18 protein-coding genes and 1 tRNA gene are annotated in these 20,014 nt (G+C 64.5%); 9 read left to right on the top strand and 10 right to left on the bottom strand.

The features are described from left to right. Window positions 1–518: 518 nt before the first annotated feature. The gene (gene gabP, locus AA0Z93_RS05815) at window positions 519–1,907 is read left to right on the top strand and encodes a GABA permease (RefSeq protein ID WP_313739617.1); all 1,389 of its coding nucleotides are present in this window, start codon (window positions 519–521) and stop codon (window positions 1,905–1,907) included. Window positions 1,908–1,992: 85 nt separating this feature from the next. Here gabP and AA0Z93_RS05810 read toward each other — a convergent pair whose 3' ends face one another. The 6 genes from AA0Z93_RS05810 to AA0Z93_RS05785 form a co-directional block, all read right to left on the bottom strand. Beyond that, on the bottom strand, window positions 1,993–2,436 hold the full coding sequence (locus tag AA0Z93_RS05810) for a hypothetical protein (RefSeq protein ID WP_413045990.1): 444 nt from the start codon (window positions 2,434–2,436) through the stop codon (window positions 1,993–1,995). Between the two features lie 62 nt (window positions 2,437–2,498). Further along, a complete protein-coding gene (ppk2, locus tag AA0Z93_RS05805; RefSeq protein WP_413045991.1) occupies window positions 2,499–3,467 on the bottom strand; it encodes a polyphosphate kinase 2 in 969 nt (322 codons plus the stop codon). Window positions 3,468–3,625: 158 nt separating this feature from the next. After that, window positions 3,626–3,701 (bottom strand) — tRNA-Phe (locus AA0Z93_RS05800). Between the two features lie 89 nt (window positions 3,702–3,790). Then, a complete protein-coding gene (locus AA0Z93_RS05795) occupies window positions 3,791–4,063 on the bottom strand; it encodes an oxidative damage protection protein (protein ID WP_413045992.1) in 273 nt (90 codons plus the stop codon). Continuing rightward, window positions 4,060–5,127 carry an A/G-specific adenine glycosylase gene (gene mutY / locus AA0Z93_RS05790; RefSeq protein WP_413045993.1) on the bottom strand — a complete coding sequence of 356 codons (1,068 nt, stop codon included), beginning with the start codon at window positions 5,125–5,127 and terminating at the stop codon, window positions 4,060–4,062. The genes AA0Z93_RS05795 and mutY overlap by 4 nt, the downstream gene beginning before the upstream one ends. Continuing rightward, window positions 5,124–7,361, bottom strand: a complete 2,238-nt coding sequence (locus AA0Z93_RS05785; RefSeq protein ID WP_413045994.1) for an AsmA family protein — start codon at window positions 7,359–7,361, stop codon at window positions 5,124–5,126. The genes mutY and AA0Z93_RS05785 overlap by 4 nt, the downstream gene beginning before the upstream one ends. A gap of 363 nt (window positions 7,362–7,724) precedes the next feature. Between AA0Z93_RS05785 and AA0Z93_RS05780 the strand changes: the two genes are divergently transcribed. From AA0Z93_RS05780 to hisF, 6 genes are all read left to right on the top strand, one after another. After that, entirely contained in the window at window positions 7,725–9,386 is a 1,662-nt protein-coding gene (locus tag AA0Z93_RS05780) for an OFA family MFS transporter (protein WP_413045995.1), read from the top strand. A 323-nt stretch (window positions 9,387–9,709) separates the two neighbouring features. Further along, the gene (gene hisB, locus AA0Z93_RS05775) at window positions 9,710–10,303 is read left to right on the top strand and encodes an imidazoleglycerol-phosphate dehydratase HisB (protein ID WP_296266449.1); all 594 of its coding nucleotides are present in this window, start codon (window positions 9,710–9,712) and stop codon (window positions 10,301–10,303) included. Further along, on the top strand, window positions 10,303–10,941 hold the full coding sequence (gene hisH / locus AA0Z93_RS05770; RefSeq protein ID WP_413045996.1) for an imidazole glycerol phosphate synthase subunit HisH: 639 nt from the start codon (window positions 10,303–10,305) through the stop codon (window positions 10,939–10,941). The genes hisB and hisH overlap by 1 nt, the downstream gene beginning before the upstream one ends. Beyond that, on the top strand, window positions 10,942–11,202 hold the full coding sequence (locus tag AA0Z93_RS05765; protein WP_413045997.1) for a DUF2164 domain-containing protein: 261 nt from the start codon (window positions 10,942–10,944) through the stop codon (window positions 11,200–11,202). A gap of 213 nt (window positions 11,203–11,415) precedes the next feature. After that, complete coding sequence (hisA, locus tag AA0Z93_RS05760; RefSeq protein WP_413045998.1) at window positions 11,416–12,153, top strand: 1-(5-phosphoribosyl)-5-[(5-phosphoribosylamino)methylideneamino]imidazole-4-carboxamide isomerase; 738 nt, start codon at window positions 11,416–11,418, stop codon at window positions 12,151–12,153. Window positions 12,154–12,163: 10 nt separating this feature from the next. Further along, window positions 12,164–12,934, top strand: a complete 771-nt coding sequence (gene hisF / locus AA0Z93_RS05755) for an imidazole glycerol phosphate synthase subunit HisF (protein WP_413045999.1) — start codon at window positions 12,164–12,166, stop codon at window positions 12,932–12,934. A 240-nt stretch (window positions 12,935–13,174) separates the two neighbouring features. Here the strand turns inward: hisF and choV are convergent, their stop codons facing one another. The 3 genes from choV to AA0Z93_RS05740 all read right to left on the bottom strand — a co-directional run bounded on the left by choV (window position 13,175) and on the right by AA0Z93_RS05740 (window position 16,251). Next, window positions 13,175–14,353: a choline ABC transporter ATP-binding protein gene (gene choV / locus AA0Z93_RS05750; RefSeq protein ID WP_413046000.1), complete on the bottom strand. Its 1,179-nt coding sequence runs from the start codon at window positions 14,351–14,353 to the stop codon at window positions 13,175–13,177. Beyond that, the gene (choW, locus tag AA0Z93_RS05745) at window positions 14,350–15,198 is read right to left on the bottom strand and encodes a choline ABC transporter permease subunit (RefSeq protein WP_413048342.1); all 849 of its coding nucleotides are present in this window, start codon (window positions 15,196–15,198) and stop codon (window positions 14,350–14,352) included. Before choW ends, choV begins: the two co-directional genes overlap by 4 nt. A 105-nt stretch (window positions 15,199–15,303) precedes the next feature. Then, the gene (locus AA0Z93_RS05740) at window positions 15,304–16,251 is read right to left on the bottom strand and encodes a choline ABC transporter substrate-binding protein (RefSeq protein ID WP_413046001.1); all 948 of its coding nucleotides are present in this window, start codon (window positions 16,249–16,251) and stop codon (window positions 15,304–15,306) included. Between the two features lie 450 nt (window positions 16,252–16,701). Here AA0Z93_RS05740 and AA0Z93_RS05735 point away from each other — a divergent pair, with 450 nt between their 5' ends. Next, window positions 16,702–18,078 (top strand): L-serine ammonia-lyase, encoded by a 1,377-nt coding sequence (locus tag AA0Z93_RS05735; protein ID WP_413046002.1) that lies wholly within the window; start codon window positions 16,702–16,704, stop codon window positions 18,076–18,078. 388 nt (window positions 18,079–18,466) lie between these two features. Next, window positions 18,467–19,573, top strand: a complete 1,107-nt coding sequence (locus AA0Z93_RS05730) for a GlxA family transcriptional regulator (RefSeq protein ID WP_313739629.1) — start codon at window positions 18,467–18,469, stop codon at window positions 19,571–19,573. Window positions 19,574–19,628: 55 nt separating this feature from the next. Here the strand turns inward: AA0Z93_RS05730 and AA0Z93_RS05725 are convergent, their stop codons facing one another. Beyond that, window positions 19,629–19,889 carry a hypothetical protein gene (locus AA0Z93_RS05725; protein ID WP_314493353.1) on the bottom strand — a complete coding sequence of 87 codons (261 nt, stop codon included), beginning with the start codon at window positions 19,887–19,889 and terminating at the stop codon, window positions 19,629–19,631. Window positions 19,890–20,014 lie beyond the last annotated feature (125 nt).

Here is a 20,014-nt window from a genome sequence, read left to right as displayed (position 1 = left end):
ATCGGGCCTGGGAAGCGGTTTGAGGCAGGGTGGCACCTGCTCGTGACCGTGGGCCCATACGGGTTGCAACTTTCGGTTGCTCCCTTTTGCTGCGTTTGGGTGCAACGGTGTTACCAAGGGGCACCTTTGGTGCAGTTGTAAGTGGGTATTTCTGTAATCCGGACGAAATGGCGGGATTTGGTGACGCTTCGGTCATGATGTGGCCAGAGTCCTGTAGGGCGCGCTGGCTGGAGGTTTCAGGATGTTGCAGTCAAGCGTTCAACGGCCTTGGCCCGCTTATTGCCATACCGAGTTAACCGAACCTGCTGCTGGCTGTGTAGGAGCGGCCGGCGTAGCGGTTCAGCCGTGATGGGCTGCGCAGCAGCCCTAACTGAGGCGCTGCGGATCCGCCTGTCAGGCGGCAGGGTCGCCATTGGGCCGGCGATGCCGGCCATCGCGGCTGAAGCCGCTCCTACAGGAGCCGGCGCTGATCAGGGCATCCAGGTTCGTACAGATCCACTCCTTACAAAGGTAGTTTTATGAGCGGTAAGCACAATTCCAACGACCTCGCTCAGGGGCTCAAACAACGGCATGTGACCATGCTGTCGATCGCCGGCGTGATCGGCGCCGGTCTGTTCGTCGGCTCCGGCCATGCCATCGCAGCGGCCGGCCCTGCCGTGCTGCTGTCCTACGCGGCGGCCGGTACGCTGGTGATTCTGGTCATGCGCATGCTCGGCGAGATGGCCATCGCTTCGCCCGACACCGGGTCGTTCTCGACCTACGCCGACCGCTCCATCGGCCGCTGGGCCGGCTTCACCATCGGCTGGCTGTACTGGTGGTTCTGGGTGCTGGTGATTCCCTTGGAAGCCAACGCCGCGGCGGCGATCCTGCATGCCTGGTTCCCGGCCGTCGAGCTGTGGATGTTCTCGCTGCTGATCACCTTGGCCCTGACCGGCACCAACCTGTTCAGCGTGAAGAACTACGGCGAGTTCGAGTTCTGGTTCGCCCTGCTCAAGGTGCTGGCGATCATCGCTTTCATCGTCGTCGGCTGCGTGGCGATGTTCGGCCTGGTGCCGGACAGCCAGGTCAGCGGCGTCAGCCACCTGTTCGACACCCAAGGCTTCATGCCCAACGGACTGGGCGCAGTGCTCGCGGCCATGCTGACCACCATGTTCTCGTTCATGGGCACCGAGATCGTCACCATCGCGGCGGCCGAATCGAAAGACCCTGCCAAGCAGATCACCCGCGCCACCAACTCGGTGATCTGGCGGATCTGCCTGTTCTACCTGGTGTCGATCTTCCTGGTCGTGGCCCTGGTGCCGTGGAACGACCCGGCGCTGGCCGAGACCGGTTCCTACCAGACCGTGCTCAGCCGCATCGGTGTGCCGAACGCCAAGCTGATCGTCGACATCGTGGTGCTGATCGCCGTGACCAGCTGCCTGAACTCGGCGCTGTACACCTCCTCGCGCATGCTCTTCTCGCTGAGCAAGCGCGGTGACGCTCCGGCCGTCGCGCAACGCACCACCCGTGCCGGTACGCCGCACTGGGCCGTACTGTTGTCCACTGCCGCGGCCTTCCTGACCGTATTCGCCAACTTCGTCGCGCCGGCGCAGGTGTTCGAGTTCCTGCTGGCCAGCTCCGGGGCCATCGCCTTGCTGGTGTACCTGGTGATCGCCGTGTCGCAACTGCGCATGCGCAGCCAGCGCGAAGCGCGTGGCGAGCGGATCGAGTTCAAGATGTGGCTGTTCCCGGGCCTGACCTGGCTGACCATCGCGTTCATCGTTGCGGTGCTGGTGGTGATGGCGCTGCGTGAGGACCACCGCGCCGAGATCATCGCCACGGCATTGCTGAGCATTGGCGTAGTGGCGACGGGTTTGCTGCTGCACCGCAAGCGTGGGGTGGCGGGCAAGGTGGCGATGGAGCGCTGAGGCGCCAGCACGTGAGGGTGTAGAAAATGCAAAGGCCGCGTCCTGTGAGGGGCGCGGCCTTTTTCGTTGGGCGGCCCTGGCGGCCTTAACCGAACTGCTTCTGCTGTTGCTGCAAGCGCGCCACCCCTTCCGAGGCCTCCACATAAGCGGCCTGGAACTCGTCGCTCTCCAGCCAGGCCATGGTGGTGTCGGCATCGGTGCCGTCCAGCCAGTCGCGGTAGGCGGTGAAGACCATGACGATGTAGTCGGTGGCGTGCTCTTCCTTGTGGCCCTTGAGCACCAGCGCCAGCAATGGGTCGACCAGGAACACCGAGATCATCGGCACCAGGCCGTCCTGCTGGGCGGTCTTCATCTTCTCGAACAGCGCGTCGTAGCTGCCCGAATCCATGGCCTTGGTGTACACCTGCTCGACGCTGGCGCTGTCGCCGCTGCTGGCCTTGACCGCCTGGCCGCTGCGCACCATGCGGTTCTGCTTGGCCTTGCTGGCGGCGCGCTTGGCGCGTTTCTGTTGTTTGCTGGAGGTGGCCATCGGGCGAATCCTTAAGGGGGCGGGCGTGAGGGCGCGTATTGAAGCGCAGCGCCTGCGCGGATTCAACCTGCCGTCGTCGGCGCTTCGTCCTCTTCGAAGCCCCGCGAGGCGCGGCCGACCAGCAGGGGATCGGGCGCATGGGCCACGCTGAGGTCTTTGTCGGGATAGTCCAGCGAATGCAGGAAGTGGCGGATGCAGTTGATGCGCGCGCGCTTCTTGTCGTCGGACTTGACCACCGTCCATGGCGCATCGGCGGTGTCGGTGTGGAAGAACATGGCCTGCTTGGCGGCGGTGTAGTCGTCCCACTTGTCCAGCGACTTGATGTCGATGGGCGAGAGCTTCCAATGCTTGAGTGGGTCGTCGCGGCGCGAGATGAAGCGGCGCAGCTGTTCTTCGCGGTTCACCGAAAACCAGTACTTGAACAGCAGCACGCCGCTGTTGCACAGCATGCGTTCGAGCTCCGGCGCCTGGCGCATGAACTCCAGGTACTGCGGCGGCGTGCAGAAGTCCATCACCCGTTCGACGCCGGCGCGGTTGTACCAGGAGCGGTCGAAGAACACCATTTCCCCGGCCGTGGGCAGGTGCTGGATGTAGCGCTGGAAGTACCACTGGCCCTTTTCCTGGCCGGAAGGCTTTTCCAGCGCCACGATCCGTGCGCCACGGGGGTTGAGGTGCTCCATGAAGCGCTTGATGGTGCCGCCTTTGCCGGCCGCGTCACGGCCCTCGAAGAGGATCACCACCCGCTGCCCGGTTTCCTTGACCCAGTTCTGCACCTTGAGCAGTTCGATCTGCAAGGCGTGCTTGGCCTTTTCGTACTCGGCGCGGCGCAGGCGCGTGCGGTAGGGGTAGTTGGCGGGCAGGCGTGCGGAGCTGCTGTCTTCGTTGCTGCCCTTGCGTGCCGTGGCGACCTCCAGAGCGGTGGGCTGCTGGCTGACCTGGGTGATGGTGGCGTCGGGTGTGCGCTGGCGTGGGCGGCGCGTGCGTGGTTTAGCAGCAAGGGGAGATTGGCTGGGGGTGGCTTCATCGCTCATGTGGGGTCCTCGTACAGGCAGGGTGAACCTGACAGTCTAGGGACGTGCGATTGATGGCCATATGACATCGATCAAGAAAATCGAGACAACAAAAAACCCGCACTGGGCGGGTTTCTTGTGTCGCTTCGAGTGACGTTGGAACCACCAGAAGCTGAAGGTGGTGCCCAGAGACGGAGTCGAACCGCCGACACGAGGATTTTCAATCCTCTGCTCTACCGACTGAGCTATCTGGGCGACGGGGCGAATTAAAAAGGTTTTCAGAGGAGGCGTCAACGACTTTTTGAAAATTTTTTAAATTAATTCCGTCGCTTACGGTTTTTCGCTCACTCGCTCGGCGGTACGTAGCCTTCAGCCTGGGCGTATTCTTCGCCGGCGAAGAACTTGTCCATTTCCGTCTGAAGGAATTTGCGATCGTCGCCGTTCATCATGTTCAGGCGCTTCTCGTTGATCAGCATGGTCTGATGCTTCTGCCAGTCTTCCCAAGCCTGCCGAGAAATGTTTTCGAAGATGTCCTGACCCTTGGCGCCCGGGAAAGGTGGGCGATCCAGGCCGGGCAGGTCCTGCTTGAGCTTGCGGCACGTCACGGTGCGAGTCATGGGGCGTCTCCTGCAGCCAGTCGGTCGGCTGCGCGTTTGAGCAAAGTCTTGACCGGGGCGGCGAGGCCCAGGCGCGGCGGGGTGGCGAGGTTATACCAGAGCCAGTCGGCCTCGGCCACGTGGCCCACGGCCTGCTCCGTCTCGATCAGCCAGGGCTCGATGGCCAGCTGGAAATGGCTGAAGGTGTGGGTCAGGCCGGGCAGGGCATGGCGTTGGCGCAGGTCCAGGCCGTGCTGGTAGGCGAGATCGTCGAGCTGCGCCAGGTCGTCCAGTTCCGGCAGGCTCCATAGCCCGCCCCACAGCCCGGTGGGTGGGCGACGGTAGAGCAGGATGGCGCCCTCGGCGTTGGCCAGCAGCGGCATCAGCGTACGGCGCTGTGGCAGCGCCTTGCGCGGTTTGGGTTCGGGGTAGTGGGTTTCCAGGCCCAGCAGGTGCGCTTCGCAGCCCTGTTGCAACGGGCAGATCAGGCAGCTGGGGCGGCTGCGGGTGCACAGCGTGGCGCCCAGGTCCATCATCGCCTGGGTGTAGTGGTTGACCCGGGTCATCGGCGTGAAGCGCTCGGCGGCGGCCCACAACGCGTTGGCCACTTTGGGTTCGCCGGGGTAGCCGCCCTGCGCGGTATAGCGGGCCAGCACGCGCTTGACGTTACCGTCGAGGATCGGCGCGCGAATGTTCATGCTGATGCTGGCGATGGCGCCCGCCGTGGAACGGCCGATGCCCGGCAGTTCGGTCAGCTGTTCGACGCTGCGCGGAAACTCGCCGCCATGCTCGGCCATGACGATCTTCGCCGCCTTCTGCAAGTTGCGCGCGCGGGTGTAGTAGCCCAGCCCCGTCCACAGGTGCAGCACTTCGTCTTCCGGCGCTTCGGCCAGCGCCTGCACGGTGGGCAGGGCCTGCATGAAGCGGTCGAAGTAGTTGAGTACGGTGCTGACCTGGGTCTGCTGCAACATGATTTCCGACACCCACACCCGATAGGGGTTGATGCCCTGTTGCCAGGGCAGGTGGTGCCGACCGTGGCGGTCGAACCAGTCCAGCACGGCGCTGGAGAACTGCGCAGGGGTCATCGCTTGAACAGCCCCTTGAGCGCGTCTTTGAGTTCAGGGCTCACTTTGTCTCCGAGTTTTTCATCGAGTTTTTCATCCAGTTTGTCCTTGAGGCGGTTGCCGGCCAGTTGCGCGGCCACCTTGCCCAGGCCTTCCTGGTCCAGGCGGCAGGCCTTGGCGCCGAGCTCCAGCGGGCCGCGGCAGCGCAGCGGCAGTTCCACGCCCACGTAACGCTCGTTCACCTGGCAGGCCGGGTCGGGCATGGCGCGCTGGTCGCCTTCGACGATCACGCCGACGCGGTAGTCCATGCCCAGCACGCGCAGGTCGACGTCGCCATGGCCGTTCAGGGTGAGGCCGGGCACGGCGACTTTCAGGTCGGGGTTGCTGGCCACGCCGTTGCGCATCACCAGGCTGCCGCGCAGGGTGTTGAACGGGGTGTCCTTGCCGCGTGGCTCACCGCTCAGTTGCTTGCGGTTGAGGGTGGCGATGCCTTGGCAGAGCTGCTGCTCGATGTTGGCGTCGATCAGCACACCGTTGTCGATGTTGAAGCGGGTGTTGCCGTTGAGGGTGTCGACCAGCGCCTTCTGGCTGTTGCCGCTGGCGGTGAGGTCGCTCGACAGGGTCAGCAGGCCCCTGAGCGGCGGCGTCTTGTCCGGGTGCTGGGCCTTGATGAAGTGCTCGACCGGCACGCGGGTGATCTGCGTATCGAAGCCGATCTGCGGTACGGCCGGACGCACATCGACATTGCCATGGGCCAGGAACGTGCCGTTGTAGAGGTTGCCGCTCAGGTTCTGCACGCTCAGCAGCCCGCCCTGGCCGCTGGCCTTGAGCTGCGCCTGCTTGATCGGCAGCGTGTTCAGGGTCAAGGCGTCGAAGGCGAGGTCGGCTTGCAGGTCGAGGGCACGCAGACGATCGACCGGCAGCAGCTTGTCGGTGCTCCAGGCCACCTGGGTCGGCGCGTCGGGCAACGGCGTGGTGCCAGCGCCGGCAACGGCGCCGGCTTCCTGCTGTTGCACCTGGGCGTCGCGTGCGGCCTTGGCGCCCTTGGCCCCATCGCTCTTGGCCGGCAGATAGCGGTCGGCGTCGAAGCGGTCGGCCTTGAGGGTCACGCGCAGGGCCTGGCGGGCGAAGTCTTCCACGGCCACCTGGCCGCTGAAGGTGCTGTCGTCCAGCTTCACGTTCAAGTCGCTCAGCGTCAGGCTGGTCGGGCTGCCCTGCACACGGGTGACCACCTCCAGCCTGCCGAACGCGCTGGGGTCGGTGCTGGGGGGCAGCGGATGGCCGATGCCGTCGAGGAAGGTGCGCAGGTCGAACTGGGCGATGGACAGGCCGCCGTTGACGTGCGGCGTAGTGTTCAAGTCGCGGGCGCTCAATTCGCCGAGGGCACGCAGTTGGTTGGCCGATACTTTCAAGCCGCTCCATTCGGCGACGTTGGCCGCCAGATCGACCATGATCTGGCCTTGGGCGACGAAGGAAAGGGTTTTGCCCGACAGCGGCTCGCCCGAAGTCTCGCCCGACAGGCGCAGGTCGTCGAGGTTGTAGCGCTTGGCCTGGCGGTCGAAACGCAAATCGCCGGTCAGCTCGCTGCGCACCTTGAGGTTGGGCTGGCCGATGCTGAAGAACCCGCTGGCCTTGAGCGGAATGGTCGCGCCCTGGTGCACTGCGCCGGTACTCAGTTGGATGCTCTCGGCGCTCACGGTCTGCCCACTCTTGGCATCGGTGTACTGCACGCGCGCGTTGTTCACCGTGAGGCTGTCGATGTCGAGTTTGACCTGGCGTTCGTTGCTCGGCTCGCCGGATTCGGTCGAGGCCGGGGTGGACGCCGGGGCGCTGTCGCTGCCTGCCGTGGGTAGCGGCTTGCCGATGTCTTCCCAGTTGCCGTGGCCGTCGGCGTCGCGGCTCAGGGTCAGGTTCAGGCCCTCGACGCGCACGTCGCTCATTTGCACTTCTTTGGTCAGCAGTGGCAGCACGCGCACCGACAGGCCGAGCATCTGCAAGTCGGCGAAGGGCGTGGTGGGGGCGTTCAGGGTGGCGATGCTGGCGTCGTGCAGTTCCAGGCCCAGCCAGGGGAACAGGCTCCAGCCGATGTCGCCGTTGAGCGTCAGCTCCACGTGCGCCTTGTCCCGGGCCAGTTGGCGGATTTCGTCTTTATAGTCGTTGGGATCGAAAAGGTGGGTCAGGGCGAAACCCAGCGCCACGATGATCAGCAGCAACCCGAGCAGGCCCAATCCCAGGATTTTGCCGAACGCTTTCATGGGCAAGTCCTTGTAGTTCAGTGTGTGAAAAAGTGAAGCGGCAGAGTATAGCGCCGTGGCCAGCCTCTCTGGGCATCGGGTACGGCTGCGGCCCGTTCGATGGACAGCGGCGACACGACCGCCGTGCGGTTTTTCGCAATGCAGGCCTGACGAAGGGATGCGCGTTCGTCTGCTGGAAAGGTAAAGGACGATGGCAAGGTGATTTCACGGAGCAGGTTAACTGCTACCCTTGCCACGCGTTCGCAGCGAATGCGGCGAGATGTCGCAGACGTTGCCCCCAAAGGCCGGTGCCGCCTTGCATGCAAGCACCCAGAGCCGGGCATTCAATTGGCGAACGCAGCCCACTTACGAAAGGAACGACCTATGTCTCGCAGCACCACTGCAGGAGCTCCGGCGCACGCGCCGAGCTTCCTGTCCAAGGAGCGGATCATCGCCCGGCCCGGTTTCAACCGCTGGCTGGTTCCACCGGCCGCGCTGGCCATCCACCTGTGCATCGGCATGGCCTACGGCTTCTCGGTGTTCTGGCTGCCGTTGTCGCAGTCGCTGGGGATCACCGCGCCGATCGCCTGCTCGCCAGACATGGGCTTCATCGCCAAGCTGTTCACCAACGAGTGCGATTGGCCGATCTCGATGCTGAGCTGGATCTACACCCTGTTCTTCGTCTTCCTCGGCTGCTCGGCGGCCGTGCTCGGCGGCTGGCTGGAACACGCGGGGCCGCGTAAAGCCGGTCTGGTCTCGGCGCTGTGCTGGTGCGGCGGCATGCTGATCTCGGCGATCGGCGTGAAAACCCACCAGCTGTGGCTGATGTGGCTGGGTTCGGGCGTGATCGGCGGTATCGGTCTGGGCCTGGGCTACATTTCTCCGGTCTCGACCCTGATCAAGTGGTTCCCGGACAAGCGCGGCATGGCCACCGGCATGGCGATCATGGGCTTCGGCGGCGGCGCGATGGTCGGTGCTCCCCTGGCCACGGCGCTGATGGGCCACTTCGGCAATGCGCAAGAGGTGGGCGTGTGGCAGAGCTTCATGGTCATGGCGGCGATCTACTTCGTGTTCATGACCGCCGGCGCGCTGACCTACCGCGTGCCGCCGACCGGCTGGAAACCCGAAGGCTGGGTGGCGCCGGCCAAGAAGGCCGGTAACGGCATGGTCACCGACCGCCACGTGCACGTCAGCGTGGCTTGGAAAACGCCGCAGTTCGTCCTGGTCTGGCTGGTGCTGTGCCTGAACGTGTCGGCCGGTATCGGCATCCTCGGCATGGCCTCGCCCCTGTTGCAGGAAGTGTTCGCCGGCAAGCTGCTGGGCAACGGCTTGAGCTTCAGCGAGCTGAACGCCGCGCAACTGGCGCAGATCGCCGCCATCGCTGCGGGCTTCACCGGGTTGCTGAGCCTGTTCAACATCGGTGGGCGCTTCTTCTGGGCGTCGTTCTCCGACTACATCGGGCGCAAGAACACCTACTTCGCCTTCTTCGCCTTGGGCGTGGCGCTCTACAGCCTGGTGCCGAACATGGGCCACCTGGGCAACGTGGCGCTGTTCGTGGCGGCGTTCTGCATCATCCTGTCGATGTACGGCGGCGGTTTCTCCACGGTACCGGCGTACCTGGCCGACCTGTTCGGCACGCAGATGGTCGGCGCCATCCACGGTCGCCTGCTGACCGCCTGGGCAGCCGCCGGGGTGCTGGGGCCGGTGCTGATCACCTACCTGCGCGAGTCGCAGCTGGCGGCGGGCGTCGAGCGTGCGGCCGCCTACGACATGACCCTGTACATCCTCGCCGGCCTGCTGGTGCTGGGCTTCGTCTGCAACGCGCTGATCCGTCCGGTCAACGAGAAGTACTTCATGACCGACGCAGAGCTGGCCGCCGAACGCGCCCTGAGCCACGACAAGGGCGCCGACGGCGCACAGTCGCTGGAATGGCGCGCCGCGCCGGGCAGCGCGCCGCTGGTGGCGCTGGCCTGGGCCGTGGTGGTGATTCCGCTGGCTTGGGGGGTGTGGATCACCTTGCAGAAAACCGCCGTGCTGTTCCACTAAAGGATAGGGGCGGTTCAGCCTACGGCCGGTCAGGCTTGCTCGGGCTGACCGGAACGGCAGGGCCTATGCGGCAAATGCTTATCTGCAGAGTGCGCAGGGCCTGAACCGGGGCGGCTTTGCCGCCCATCGCGGCTAAAGCCGCTCCTACATGGAAATTTACCTGTGGGAGCGGCTTTAGCCGCGATGGGCCGCGACGCGGCCCCGATCCACGATCGATTTGCAATGGCCCTTTTCCACACGCCACCTGTCACGCGCATATCAAGCCAACGTCATCTACGCCTATAATGCTGGCCTTTTCGCCCAATGATTCTGCGGAGCTGGTGATGGTTGAACGTATGGCGTCCGTCGAGCGCAACACCCTGGAGACCCAGGTCAAGGCCTCGATCAACCTGGATGGCACGGGTACGGCCCGATTCGATATCGGCGTGCCTTTCCTCGAGCACATGCTCGACCAGATCGCCCGACACGGGCTGATCGACCTGGACATCGCGTGCAAGGGCGACCTGCACATCGACGACCACCATACCGTCGAAGACGTCGGCATCACCCTCGGCCAGGCCTTCGCCAAGGCCGTCGGCGACAAGAAAGGCATCCGCCGCTACGGCCATGCCTACGTGCCGCTCGACGAAGCGCTGTCGCGCGTGGTCATCGACTTCTCCGGCCGTCCGGGCCTGCAGATGCACATCCCCTACACCCGCGCCAGCGTGGGCGGCTTCGACGTCGACCTGTTCCAGGAATTCTTCCAGGGCTTCGTCAACCACGCCCAGGTGACCCTGCACATCGACAACCTGCGCGGGCACAACACCCACCACCAGATCGAAACCGTGTTCAAGGCTTTTGGCCGCGCGCTGCGCATGGCCGTGGAGCAGGACGAGCGCATGGCCGGGCAGATGCCGTCGACCAAAGGGTGCCTGTAATGCAGACGGTAGCGGTAATCGACTACGGCATGGGCAACCTGCACTCGGTGGCCAAGGCCCTGGAGCATGTCGGCGCCGGCAAGGTGCTGGTCACCAGCGACGCCAACGTGATCCGTGAAGCCGACCGCGTGGTCTTTCCGGGTGTCGGCGCGATCCGCGACTGCATGGCCGAAATCCGCCGTCTGGGCTTCGACAGCCTGGTGCGCGAAGTCAGCCAGGACCGTCCTTTCCTCGGCATCTGCGTCGGCATGCAGGCCTTGCTCGACCGCAGCGAAGAAAACCAGGGCGTGGACTGCATCGGCCTGTTCCCCGGCCAGGTGCGCTTCTTCGGCAAGGGCCTGGAAGAGCAGGGCGAGCACCTGAAGGTGCCGCACATGGGCTGGAACGAAGTCAGCCAGGCCAATGCCCACCCGCTGTGGCACGACATTCCCGAGCGTGCCCGCTTCTATTTCGTGCACAGCTACTACATCGAGGCTGGCAAGCCTGGGCAAGTGGTCGGTCGCGGCCACTATGGCGTCGACTTCGCCGCCGCCCTGGCCGAGGGCTCGCGCTTCGCCGTGCAGTTCCATCCCGAGAAGAGCCACACCCATGGCCTGCAACTGCTGCAGAACTTCGTCGCCTGGGACGGACGCTGGTAGATGGCGGCCTCGCGTACCAAGGCACCCGTCCTGACCCTCGCGCCCGAACAGGAACGCGAGGCGCTCGATACCCTCAAGCGTTTTCTCGAAGACCGCTTCGAGTTGGAGCTGGGTTCGTTCGAGGTGGCCGAGGTGCTCGAGGTGTTCGCCAAGGACATCGCACCGCATTACTACAACCGGGCTGTCGCCGATATCCAACTGCACCTCAAGGAACGCTTCGAAAGCATCGAAAGCGATCTGTGGGCGCTGGAAAAAGGGTGAACTTCACACGGCAAGCCAAACCCGTCTGAACCGGTTACTACGCGCATTGCTTGCAGCTTGTCGCTAGCAGCCTGCCGCCAAGAAGGGGGGCCGCAACCCGGGCCTTGGAAAAAGAGTGAGCTTCAAGCGACGAGCCGAACCCGCTTGAACCGATTATGACGCGCACTGCTTGCAGCTTGTCGCTGGCAGCTCGCCGCTAAAAAGGAACCTGCAATGCTGATCATCCCTGCTATCGATTTGAAAGACGGTGCCTGCGTGCGCCTGCGCCAAGGCCGTATGGAAGATTCCACGGTATTTTCCGACGACCCGGTGAGCATGGCCGCCAAGTGGGTCGACGGCGGTTGCCGGCGCCTGCACCTGGTCGACCTCAACGGCGCGTTCGAAGGCCAGCCGGTCAACGGTGAAGTGGTCACCGCCATCGCCAAGCGCTACCCGCACCTGCCGATCCAGATCGGCGGCGGCATCCGCTCGCTGGAAACCATCGAGCACTACGTCAAGGCCGGCGTCAGCTATGTGATCATCGGTACCAAGGCGGTCAAGCAGCCCGAGTTCGTCACCGAAGCGTGCAAGGCCTTCCCGGGCAAGGTCATCGTCGGCCTGGACGCCAAGGACGGCTTCGTCGCCACCGACGGCTGGGCCGAGGTCAGCAGCGTGCAGGTGATCGACCTGGCCAAGCGCTTCGAGGCCGATGGCGTGTCGGCGATCGTCTACACCGACATCGCCAAGGACGGCATGATGCAAGGCTGCAACGTGCCCTTCACCAAAGCCTTGGCCGAAGCCACGCGCATTCCGGTGATCGCCTCGGGCGGCATCCACAACCTGGGCGACATCAAAGCCTTGCTGGAGGCCAAAACGCCTGGCATCGTCGGCGCCATCACCGGCCGGGCGATCTACGAAGGCACCCTGGACGTCGCCGAGGCCCAGGCCTTCTGCGACACCTACCAAGGCTGAGGAGCGAACCATGGCACTGGCCAAGCGCATCATCCCTTGCCTGGACGTGGACAACGGCCGGGTGGTCAAGGGCGTCAAGTTCGAGAACATCCGCGATGCCGGCGACCCTGTGGAAATCGCCCGTCGCTACAACGAGCAGGGCGCCGACGAAATCACCTTCCTCGACATCACCGCCAGCGTCGATGGCCGTGACACCACGCTGCACACCGTCGAACGCATGGCCAGCCAGGTGTTCATCCCGCTGACCGTAGGCGGCGGCGTGCGCAGCGTGCAGGACATCCGCAACCTGCTCAACGCCGGCGCCGACAAGGTCTCGATCAACACCGCCGCGGTGTTCAATCCGGAGTTCGTCGGCGAGGCCGCCGAGCGCTTCGGTTCGCAGTGCATCGTGGTGGCCATCGACGCGAAGAAGGTCTCCGCGCCGGGCGAGACGCCGCGCTGGGAAATCTTCACCCATGGCGGGCGCAAGCCGACTGGGCTGGACGCCGTGGAGTGGGCGAAGAAGATGGAAGCGTTGGGGGCGGGGGAGATCCTGTTGACCAGCATGGACCAGGACGGTATGAAGAATGGCTTCGACCTGGGCGTGACCCGCGCCATCAGCGACGCGCTGGGTATCCCGGTGATCGCCTCGGGCGGCGTCGGCAACCTGCAGCACCTGGCCGACGGCATCACCGAAGGCCACGCCAGCGCAGTGCTGGCGGCGAGCATATTCCACTTCGGCGAATACACCGTGCCGGAAGCCAAGGCCTACATGGCTGCACGCGGTATCGTCATACGCTGAACCCTCTGTAGGAGCGGCCAGCCGGCGCACCGGTTCAGCCGCGATGGGCCGCAGCGCGGCCCTAGTTCAGGCGCCGCGCAATCCCTAGTGGGTCGGCACTGGGGCCATTAGGGCGGCTTTGCCGCCCATCGCGGCTAAAGCCGCTCCTACACGACCGCGCGCAGCATCGTCGCACCCTGTGGGAGCGGCTTTTAGCCGCGATGGGCCGCGATGGGCCGCAATGCGGCCCTCAAGCGAGCCTTACCCGTGGTTCTTGCCGAGCAGGGCGTGGTACAGCTCGGTATCGCCCAGGATTCCCACCACCCGGTCGTTCTCTTGCAACACCAGCTTGTTGCCGGTGTGGTAACGGATCTGCAGCGCCTCGCGCATGCCGATGTCGGCGTGCACCAGGGTCGGCCGGCGGCCCAGCGCTTCGACCGCTTGCCCCGGCGCCCAGTGCTGCATGTCCAGACCGTTCTGGCCCTGGCGTGCACGCTGCAGCGAACCGCTTTCGCCCAAGTCCAGCCAGGCATCGTCGCCTGGGTCCAGGCACACCGAACCGTTGATGCGCTTGCACTGGTCGAGGGTGCGCATCAGGCTGCGCCCGCACAGCACGTTGAGCGGGTTGGTATGGGCGACGAAGGTGCGCACGTATTCGTCGGCAGGGTTCAGCACGATCTCTTCGGGTTTGCTGTACTGGATGATCCGTCCGTCTTTCATGATGGCGATGCGCGAACCGAGCTTGAGCGCTTCGTCCAGGTCGTGGCTGACGAACACGATGGTCTTGCTCAGCTTGCGTTGCAGTTCCAGCAGCTCGTCTTGCAGCCCCTGGCGGATCAGCGGGTCGAGCGCCGAGAAGGGTTCGTCCATCAACAGGATGTCGGCGTCCATGGCCAGCGCCCGGGCCAGGCCCACCCGCTGTTGCATGCCGCCCGACAGCTCATCGGGACGCTTGTTGCGCCACTGCGCCAGGCCCACCAGTTCGAGCTTCTCGTCCACCAGCTTGCGCCGCTCCTTCTCGGGCCGACCCTGCATTTCCAGGCCGAAGCTGATGTTTTCGCGCACTGTCAGCCAGGGCATCAGGGCGAACTTCTGGAACACCATGGCGATGCGTTTGGTACGCATCATCTTCAATTCGGCCGCCGAGCAATGGGCGATGTCGATGTGGTTGCCTTCGTGCTCGACGAACAACTTGCCGCGGCTCACGGTGTTGAGGCCGTTGATGCAGCGCAAGAGGCTCGACTTGCCCGAGCCGGACAGGCCCATCAGCACGCAGATTTCGCCCTTGTTGATGTCCAGGTTGGCCTTTTCCACACCGACTACCAAGCCGGTCTGCTTGAGGATCTGTTCGCGGGTCTTGCCTTCGTCGAGCAGGCTCAAGGCTTCGCGCGGCTTGTTGGTGAAGATGACGTCGACGTCTTCGAATCGGATGATGCTCATGCTTCACTCCTTGCCGGCAGCTCGGGTTGCTTGCAGATACGGTCGAGCATGATCGCCAGCAGGACGATCGCCAGGCCCGCTTCGAAGCCCAGGGAAATATCGGCGGTGTTCAAGGCGTTGACCACTGGTTTGCCCAGACCGTCGGCGCCGACCAGGGCGGCGATCACCACCATCGACAGCGACAGCATGATGCATTGCGTGACGCCGGCGGCGATGCTCGGCATGGCGTGCGGCAGTTCGATGCGGGTCAGCAGTTGGCGGCGCGAGCAGCCGAAAGCCTTGCCGGCGTCCATCAGCTCTTGCGGCACGTCGCAGATGCCCAGGTAGGTCAGGCGAATGGGCGCGGCGATGGCGAACACCACCGTCGAGATCAGGCCCGGCACCACGCCGAGGCCGAACAGGGTCAGGGTCGGAATCAGGTAGACGAAGGTGGGGACGGTCTGCATCAGGTCCAGCACCGGACGCATGGCGGTGTAGAACATCGGCTTGTGCGCGGCGAGGATGCCCAGTGGCACGCCGATGGCCACGCACACCACTGTGGCGAAGGTGACTTGGGCGAGGGTTTCCATGGTTTCCTGCCAGTACCCAAGGTTGAGGATCAGCAGAAACGACAGGGCGACGAAGAGGGTCAGGCCGATGCGGCGCTGGATCAGGTGCGCCAGCGCTGCGAACAGGGCGATGAGCACCAGCGGGTTGAACCAGGTCAGGGCATTGGTGACCCCGAAAATCATGAACTCCAGGCCCTTGGCGATGGCGTCGAAGTAGTTGGCGCCGATTTGCGTCAGCCACTCGACGAACGATGCCATGTACTGGCCTAGCGGTATTTTCTGATCGATGAGCATGATAGCGAGCTTCCACCTGCAAAGATTGAAATCAGTCCGGGGCGGGCACGGTCCCACCCCGCGGTAGTGCCTGGCGGCCAGGGCGGCCGCCTGCTATTGCGTGGGTCGTTATTGCGTGAGCTTGGCCTTGGCCGCCTCCAGCCCCGGTTTGCCATCGACGGTCGTCACCCCGGCCAGCCAGGTGTCGAGCACATCCGGATTGTTCTTCAGCCAGGCCTTGGCGGCCGCGTCGGCTTTCATCTTGTCGTCCAGGACATTGCCCATCAGGGTGCTTTCCATCGGCAGGGTGAACGCCAGGTTCTTCAGCAACTGGCCAACGTTGCTGCATTCCTCTACGTAACCCTTGCGCGTGTTGGTGTAGACGGTCGCCTTGCCGTAGTCGGGGCCGAAGAATTCGTCGCCGCCGGTGAGGTACTGCATCTTGAAGCGGTTGTTCATCGGATGCGGTTCCCAGCCGAGGAACACCACATCCTCGCCGCGTTTGCCGGCACGGTCGACGGCCGCGAGCATGGCCGCCTCGCTCGATTGCACGACCTTGAAGCCGGCGCCCTTAAGGCCGAAGGCGTTCTTGTCGATCATGCTCTGGATGGTGCGATTGCCGTCGTTGCCCGGTTCGATCCCGTAGATCTTGCCGCCCAGATCCTTCTTGAACCTGGCGATGTCGGCGAAATCCTTCAGGCCCTTGTCGTACAGTGCCTGGGGCACGGCGAGGGTGTACTTGGCGTTTTCCAGGTTGGCGCGCACGGTGTCGACGGTGCCGGCTTCGCGGTAGGGCTTGATGTCGTTCTCCATGGTCGGCATCCAGTTGCCGAGGAAGACGTCCAGGTCCTTGCCCTTGGCGAGCGACTTGTAGGTGATGGGCACGGAGATCAGGGTGGTCTTGGTCTGGTAGCCGAGGGCTTCGAGCACGGCACTGGTGAGTGCGGTGGTCACGGTGATGTCGGTCCATCCGACGTCCGAGAAGCGCACCGTGTGGCACTGCTCGGGTTCGGCGGCCTGGGCCAGCAGCGGTGCGCATAGCACAGCGGCCAGCAACAGCGAGGGTGAGGCTTTCATGGGTGGACTCCTGTAGTTTTTCTTCGGGTTCGCGTGGATCGCCGCGCCTTCTGATGGGCGCCGGTCGTCCGGGCCTGCCGGGTGCAGGTTGCGGGGCCGTGCAATACGAGTCGGTTTCGATAATCCACCAGCGCTGGGCATTCGCCTACTGCCAGGGTCGCAACCAGTGCAGCATAGGTCGCATCCAGTACGCGCAATGTCGCTTAGGGATTTTTCCACCCTTGCGGTGGTTGTTTTGCGCCGTCGGACGCCCTGAAAGCGGCCATCGCAGGCGTGTGCAGGGGGCATTGGTGAAGGCGCTGGCGGACAAGACTACGTCCGTTGCAGACGGCGAGCGGGCGGGTAAAAGCTTGATGATGCACGCCTCTCCAGTGGCCCCCGCCGAGCCTGACGGGTGCGCCGCGCCGCGCATGACGCGCACAGACAAGCCCATCAAGAGGTGATCCGACAATGGCCATCAGCGTGTTCGACCTGTTCAAGATCGGTGTCGGGCCTTCCAGCTCCCACACCGTCGGCCCCATGCGCGCCGGCGCCCTGTTCGTGCAGGGGCTGCGCGAGCGGCACGCGTTGGAACGGGTACGGCGCATCGAAGTGCGTCTGTACGGTTCGCTGTCGGCCACAGGTGTGGGGCACGGCACCGACAACGCCACGGTGATGGGCCTGATGGGCGAGTGGCCCGACCAGATCGACCCCACGCAGATCGGCCCGCGCATCGCCGCGCTGCGCGAAACCGACACCTTGCAGCTCGACGGCCGCTTGCCGATCGGCTTCGTCTGGGCGCGCGACATGCTGCTGCTCGACGAGAACCTGCCATACCACCCCAACGCCATGACCCTGGTCGCCTACGACGACCAGGGCGAGCTGCACCAGGACACCTACTACTCGGTCGGCGGCGGCTTCGTGGTCGACGCCGCCCAGGCCGCCAGCGGTGTGCTCGACGCCGACCAGACCGTGCTGCCCTACGACTTCAACAGCGCCGCCGAGCTGCTGGCGCTGTGCAAGCAAAACGACATGCGCGTGTCGCAATTGATGATGGCCAACGAGCTGACCTGGCGCAGCGAAGCCGACATCCGCGCCGGTCTGCTGAAACTCTGGCACGCCATGCAGGAATGCGTGAGCAACGGTCTGAAATACGAAGGTACGCTGCCTGGCGGTCTAAACGTGCGTCGCCGTGCCGCCAAGCTGCACCGCAACCTGCAGGAAATCGGCAAGCCCAACGTGATCGGCTCGACCATGAGCGCCATGGAGTGGGTCAACCTGTTCGCCCTGGCGGTCAACGAAGAGAACGCCGCCGGCGGGCGCATGGTCACCGCGCCGACCAATGGCGCGGCTGGCATCATTCCGGCGGTGCTGCACTACTACGTGCGCTTTTCCGATGTGGTCGACGAAAGCAACGTCGTCGACTACCTACTGGCCGCCGCGGCGGTGGGCATCCTGTGCAAGAAGAACGCCTCGATCTCCGGTGCCGAAGTGGGTTGCCAGGGCGAGGTCGGCTCGGCCTGCGCCATGGCCGCCGCAGGACTGGCCGACATCCTCGGCGGCACGCCGGCGCAGGTGGAGAACGCCGCGGAAATCGCCCTGGAACACAACCTCGGCCTGACCTGCGACCCGGTCGGTGGCCTGGTCCAGGTGCCGTGCATCGAGCGCAACGCCATCGCAGCGGTCAAGGCGATCAACGCCGTGCAGATGGCCCTGCGCGGCGACGGCGAGCACTTCATCTCTCTCGACCAGGTGATCCGCACCATGCGCGACACTGGCGCCGACATGCACGACAAGTACAAAGAAACCTCCCGCGGCGGCCTGGCCGTCAGCGCCATCGAGTGCTGATGCCCGTTATCGGGTCCGCCCCTCTGTGAACTGCCCCTTTTTGGAACACCTTTGCCACGCGCCGACCGGTACTTGCTACCGCCGTCGGCGCACGTGTCGGTGACAGTCCAGATGTCGTTTCTGGACACGTTTCCCAGGAGTGATACCGAAATGCTCAGTGCCTATAAGCAAACGCGCTAACTCGGCGCTTTCCGATTTCTTACAAGCCTTTCAGAAAGCGCCTAATCCACTGACTTAGAGGTCGTTTTTCGACTTTGTTGAACGCTCGACCAATTCAGGCATGCCAATTGCGTTGTAATTGGCAAAAGCTCCGCCAACGAATCGGGGCCATTACAAGAACCAGTGCTCGCCTGAGGCACACCCTGCATTTGTGTGAGGAGAAATCACGATGACATCGTCCACCTCCGGGTCCCAATCCCAGAACCGCACAACGCCCCAATCCATCGGGTTCCTCCTGTTGGACAACTTCACCCTCATTTCCCTGGCCTCGGCGGTCGAACCGCTGCGCATGGCCAACCAGCTGTCCGGGCGCGAACTGTATCGCTGGCACACCCTGACCCTCGACGGCGGGCAGGTGTGGGCCAGCGACGGATTGCAGATCACCCCCGACGCGGCCATGCACGCCGCGCCGACCATGGACACCGTGATCGTCTGCGGCGGGGTGGGCATCCAGCGCACCGTGACCCGCGAACACGTGACCTGGCTACAGACCCAGGCCCGTCAATCGCGCCGTCTGGGCGCGGTGTGCACCGGCAGTTGGGCGCTGGCCTGCGCCGGCCTGCTCGACGGCTTCGATTGCAGCGTGCACTGGGAATGTCTGGCCTCGATGCAGGAAGCCTTCCCGCGGGTCAACATGAGCACACGCCTGTTCACCCTCGACCGCAACCGCTTCACCAGCTCCGGCGGCACTGCACCGCTGGACATGATGCTGCACCTGATCAGTCGCGACCACGGCCGCGAACTGTCGGCGGCGATCTCGGAAATGTTCGTCTACGAGCGCATTCGTAACGAACAGGACCACCAGCGCGTGCCGCTCAAGCACATGCTCGGCACCAACCAGCCGAAGTTGCAGGAAATCGTCGCGCTGATGGAAGCCAACCTGGAAGAGCCGATCGACCTCGACGAACTGGCCGTATACGTCGCCGTCTCGCGCCGTCAGCTCGAACGCCTGTTCCAGAAATACCTGCACTGCTCGCCGTCGCGCTACTACCTCAAGCTGCGCCTGATCCGCGCGCGGCAACTGCTCAAGCAGACGCCGATGTCGATCATCGAGGTGGCATCGGTGTGCGGTTTCGTCTCCACGCCGCATTTCTCCAAGTGCTACCGCGAGTACTTCGGCATTCCGCCGCGCGACGAGCGTGTCGGCTCCAACACCACCCAGCAGGTGGCGATGATGCCGATCCCGCAGGCCATGGTGCTGTCGCCGCACAGCGGCCCGATGGCGGCCCTGAGCCAGGCGCGCAACGAATCGACCTTCGCCAGCGTTCGTCTGTAGACTCTGAAGGCCCGGCCGCGGCGCTCGCTGCGGGCGCCGGGCCAAGCGTCGTCGTTCAAGCCTGTTGCGGCTTGAACTGCGCCAGCGCAGGCAACAGTTGCTTGTCGATGGCCTGGCGCACGGCCGGCAGGATGGTCGCACTGCCGGTGTACATCTCCTCGACCATGCTCTTGAGCGACCTGGCATTGGGTGCGTTCAGCCCACGCACGGCGGCGTTGCAGGCCTGCTCGGCGCTGGCGCCGGCCGGCACGTCGAAGCCGCGTGCCCGGAGGAAGCCTGCCAGGTCGTCCTGATCGATCAAGTCCGCATGCATCATGGTCGTGGTTCCTTGTTATGAGGTTTGCGACCGATTCTGTGTCGCCTGCGACAGGCTCGCAAGGGGCGCGCCGGAGCATGGCCGCTTTGGCTAAGAGCAGGTCGTTTCCGGCTAAATCATGCGCC

Source organism: Pseudomonas phoenicis (assembly GCF_047302395.1).
Lineage (GTDB): Bacteria > Pseudomonadota > Gammaproteobacteria > Pseudomonadales > Pseudomonadaceae > Aquipseudomonas.
This window is presented reverse-complemented; position numbering and strand designations above follow the sequence as displayed.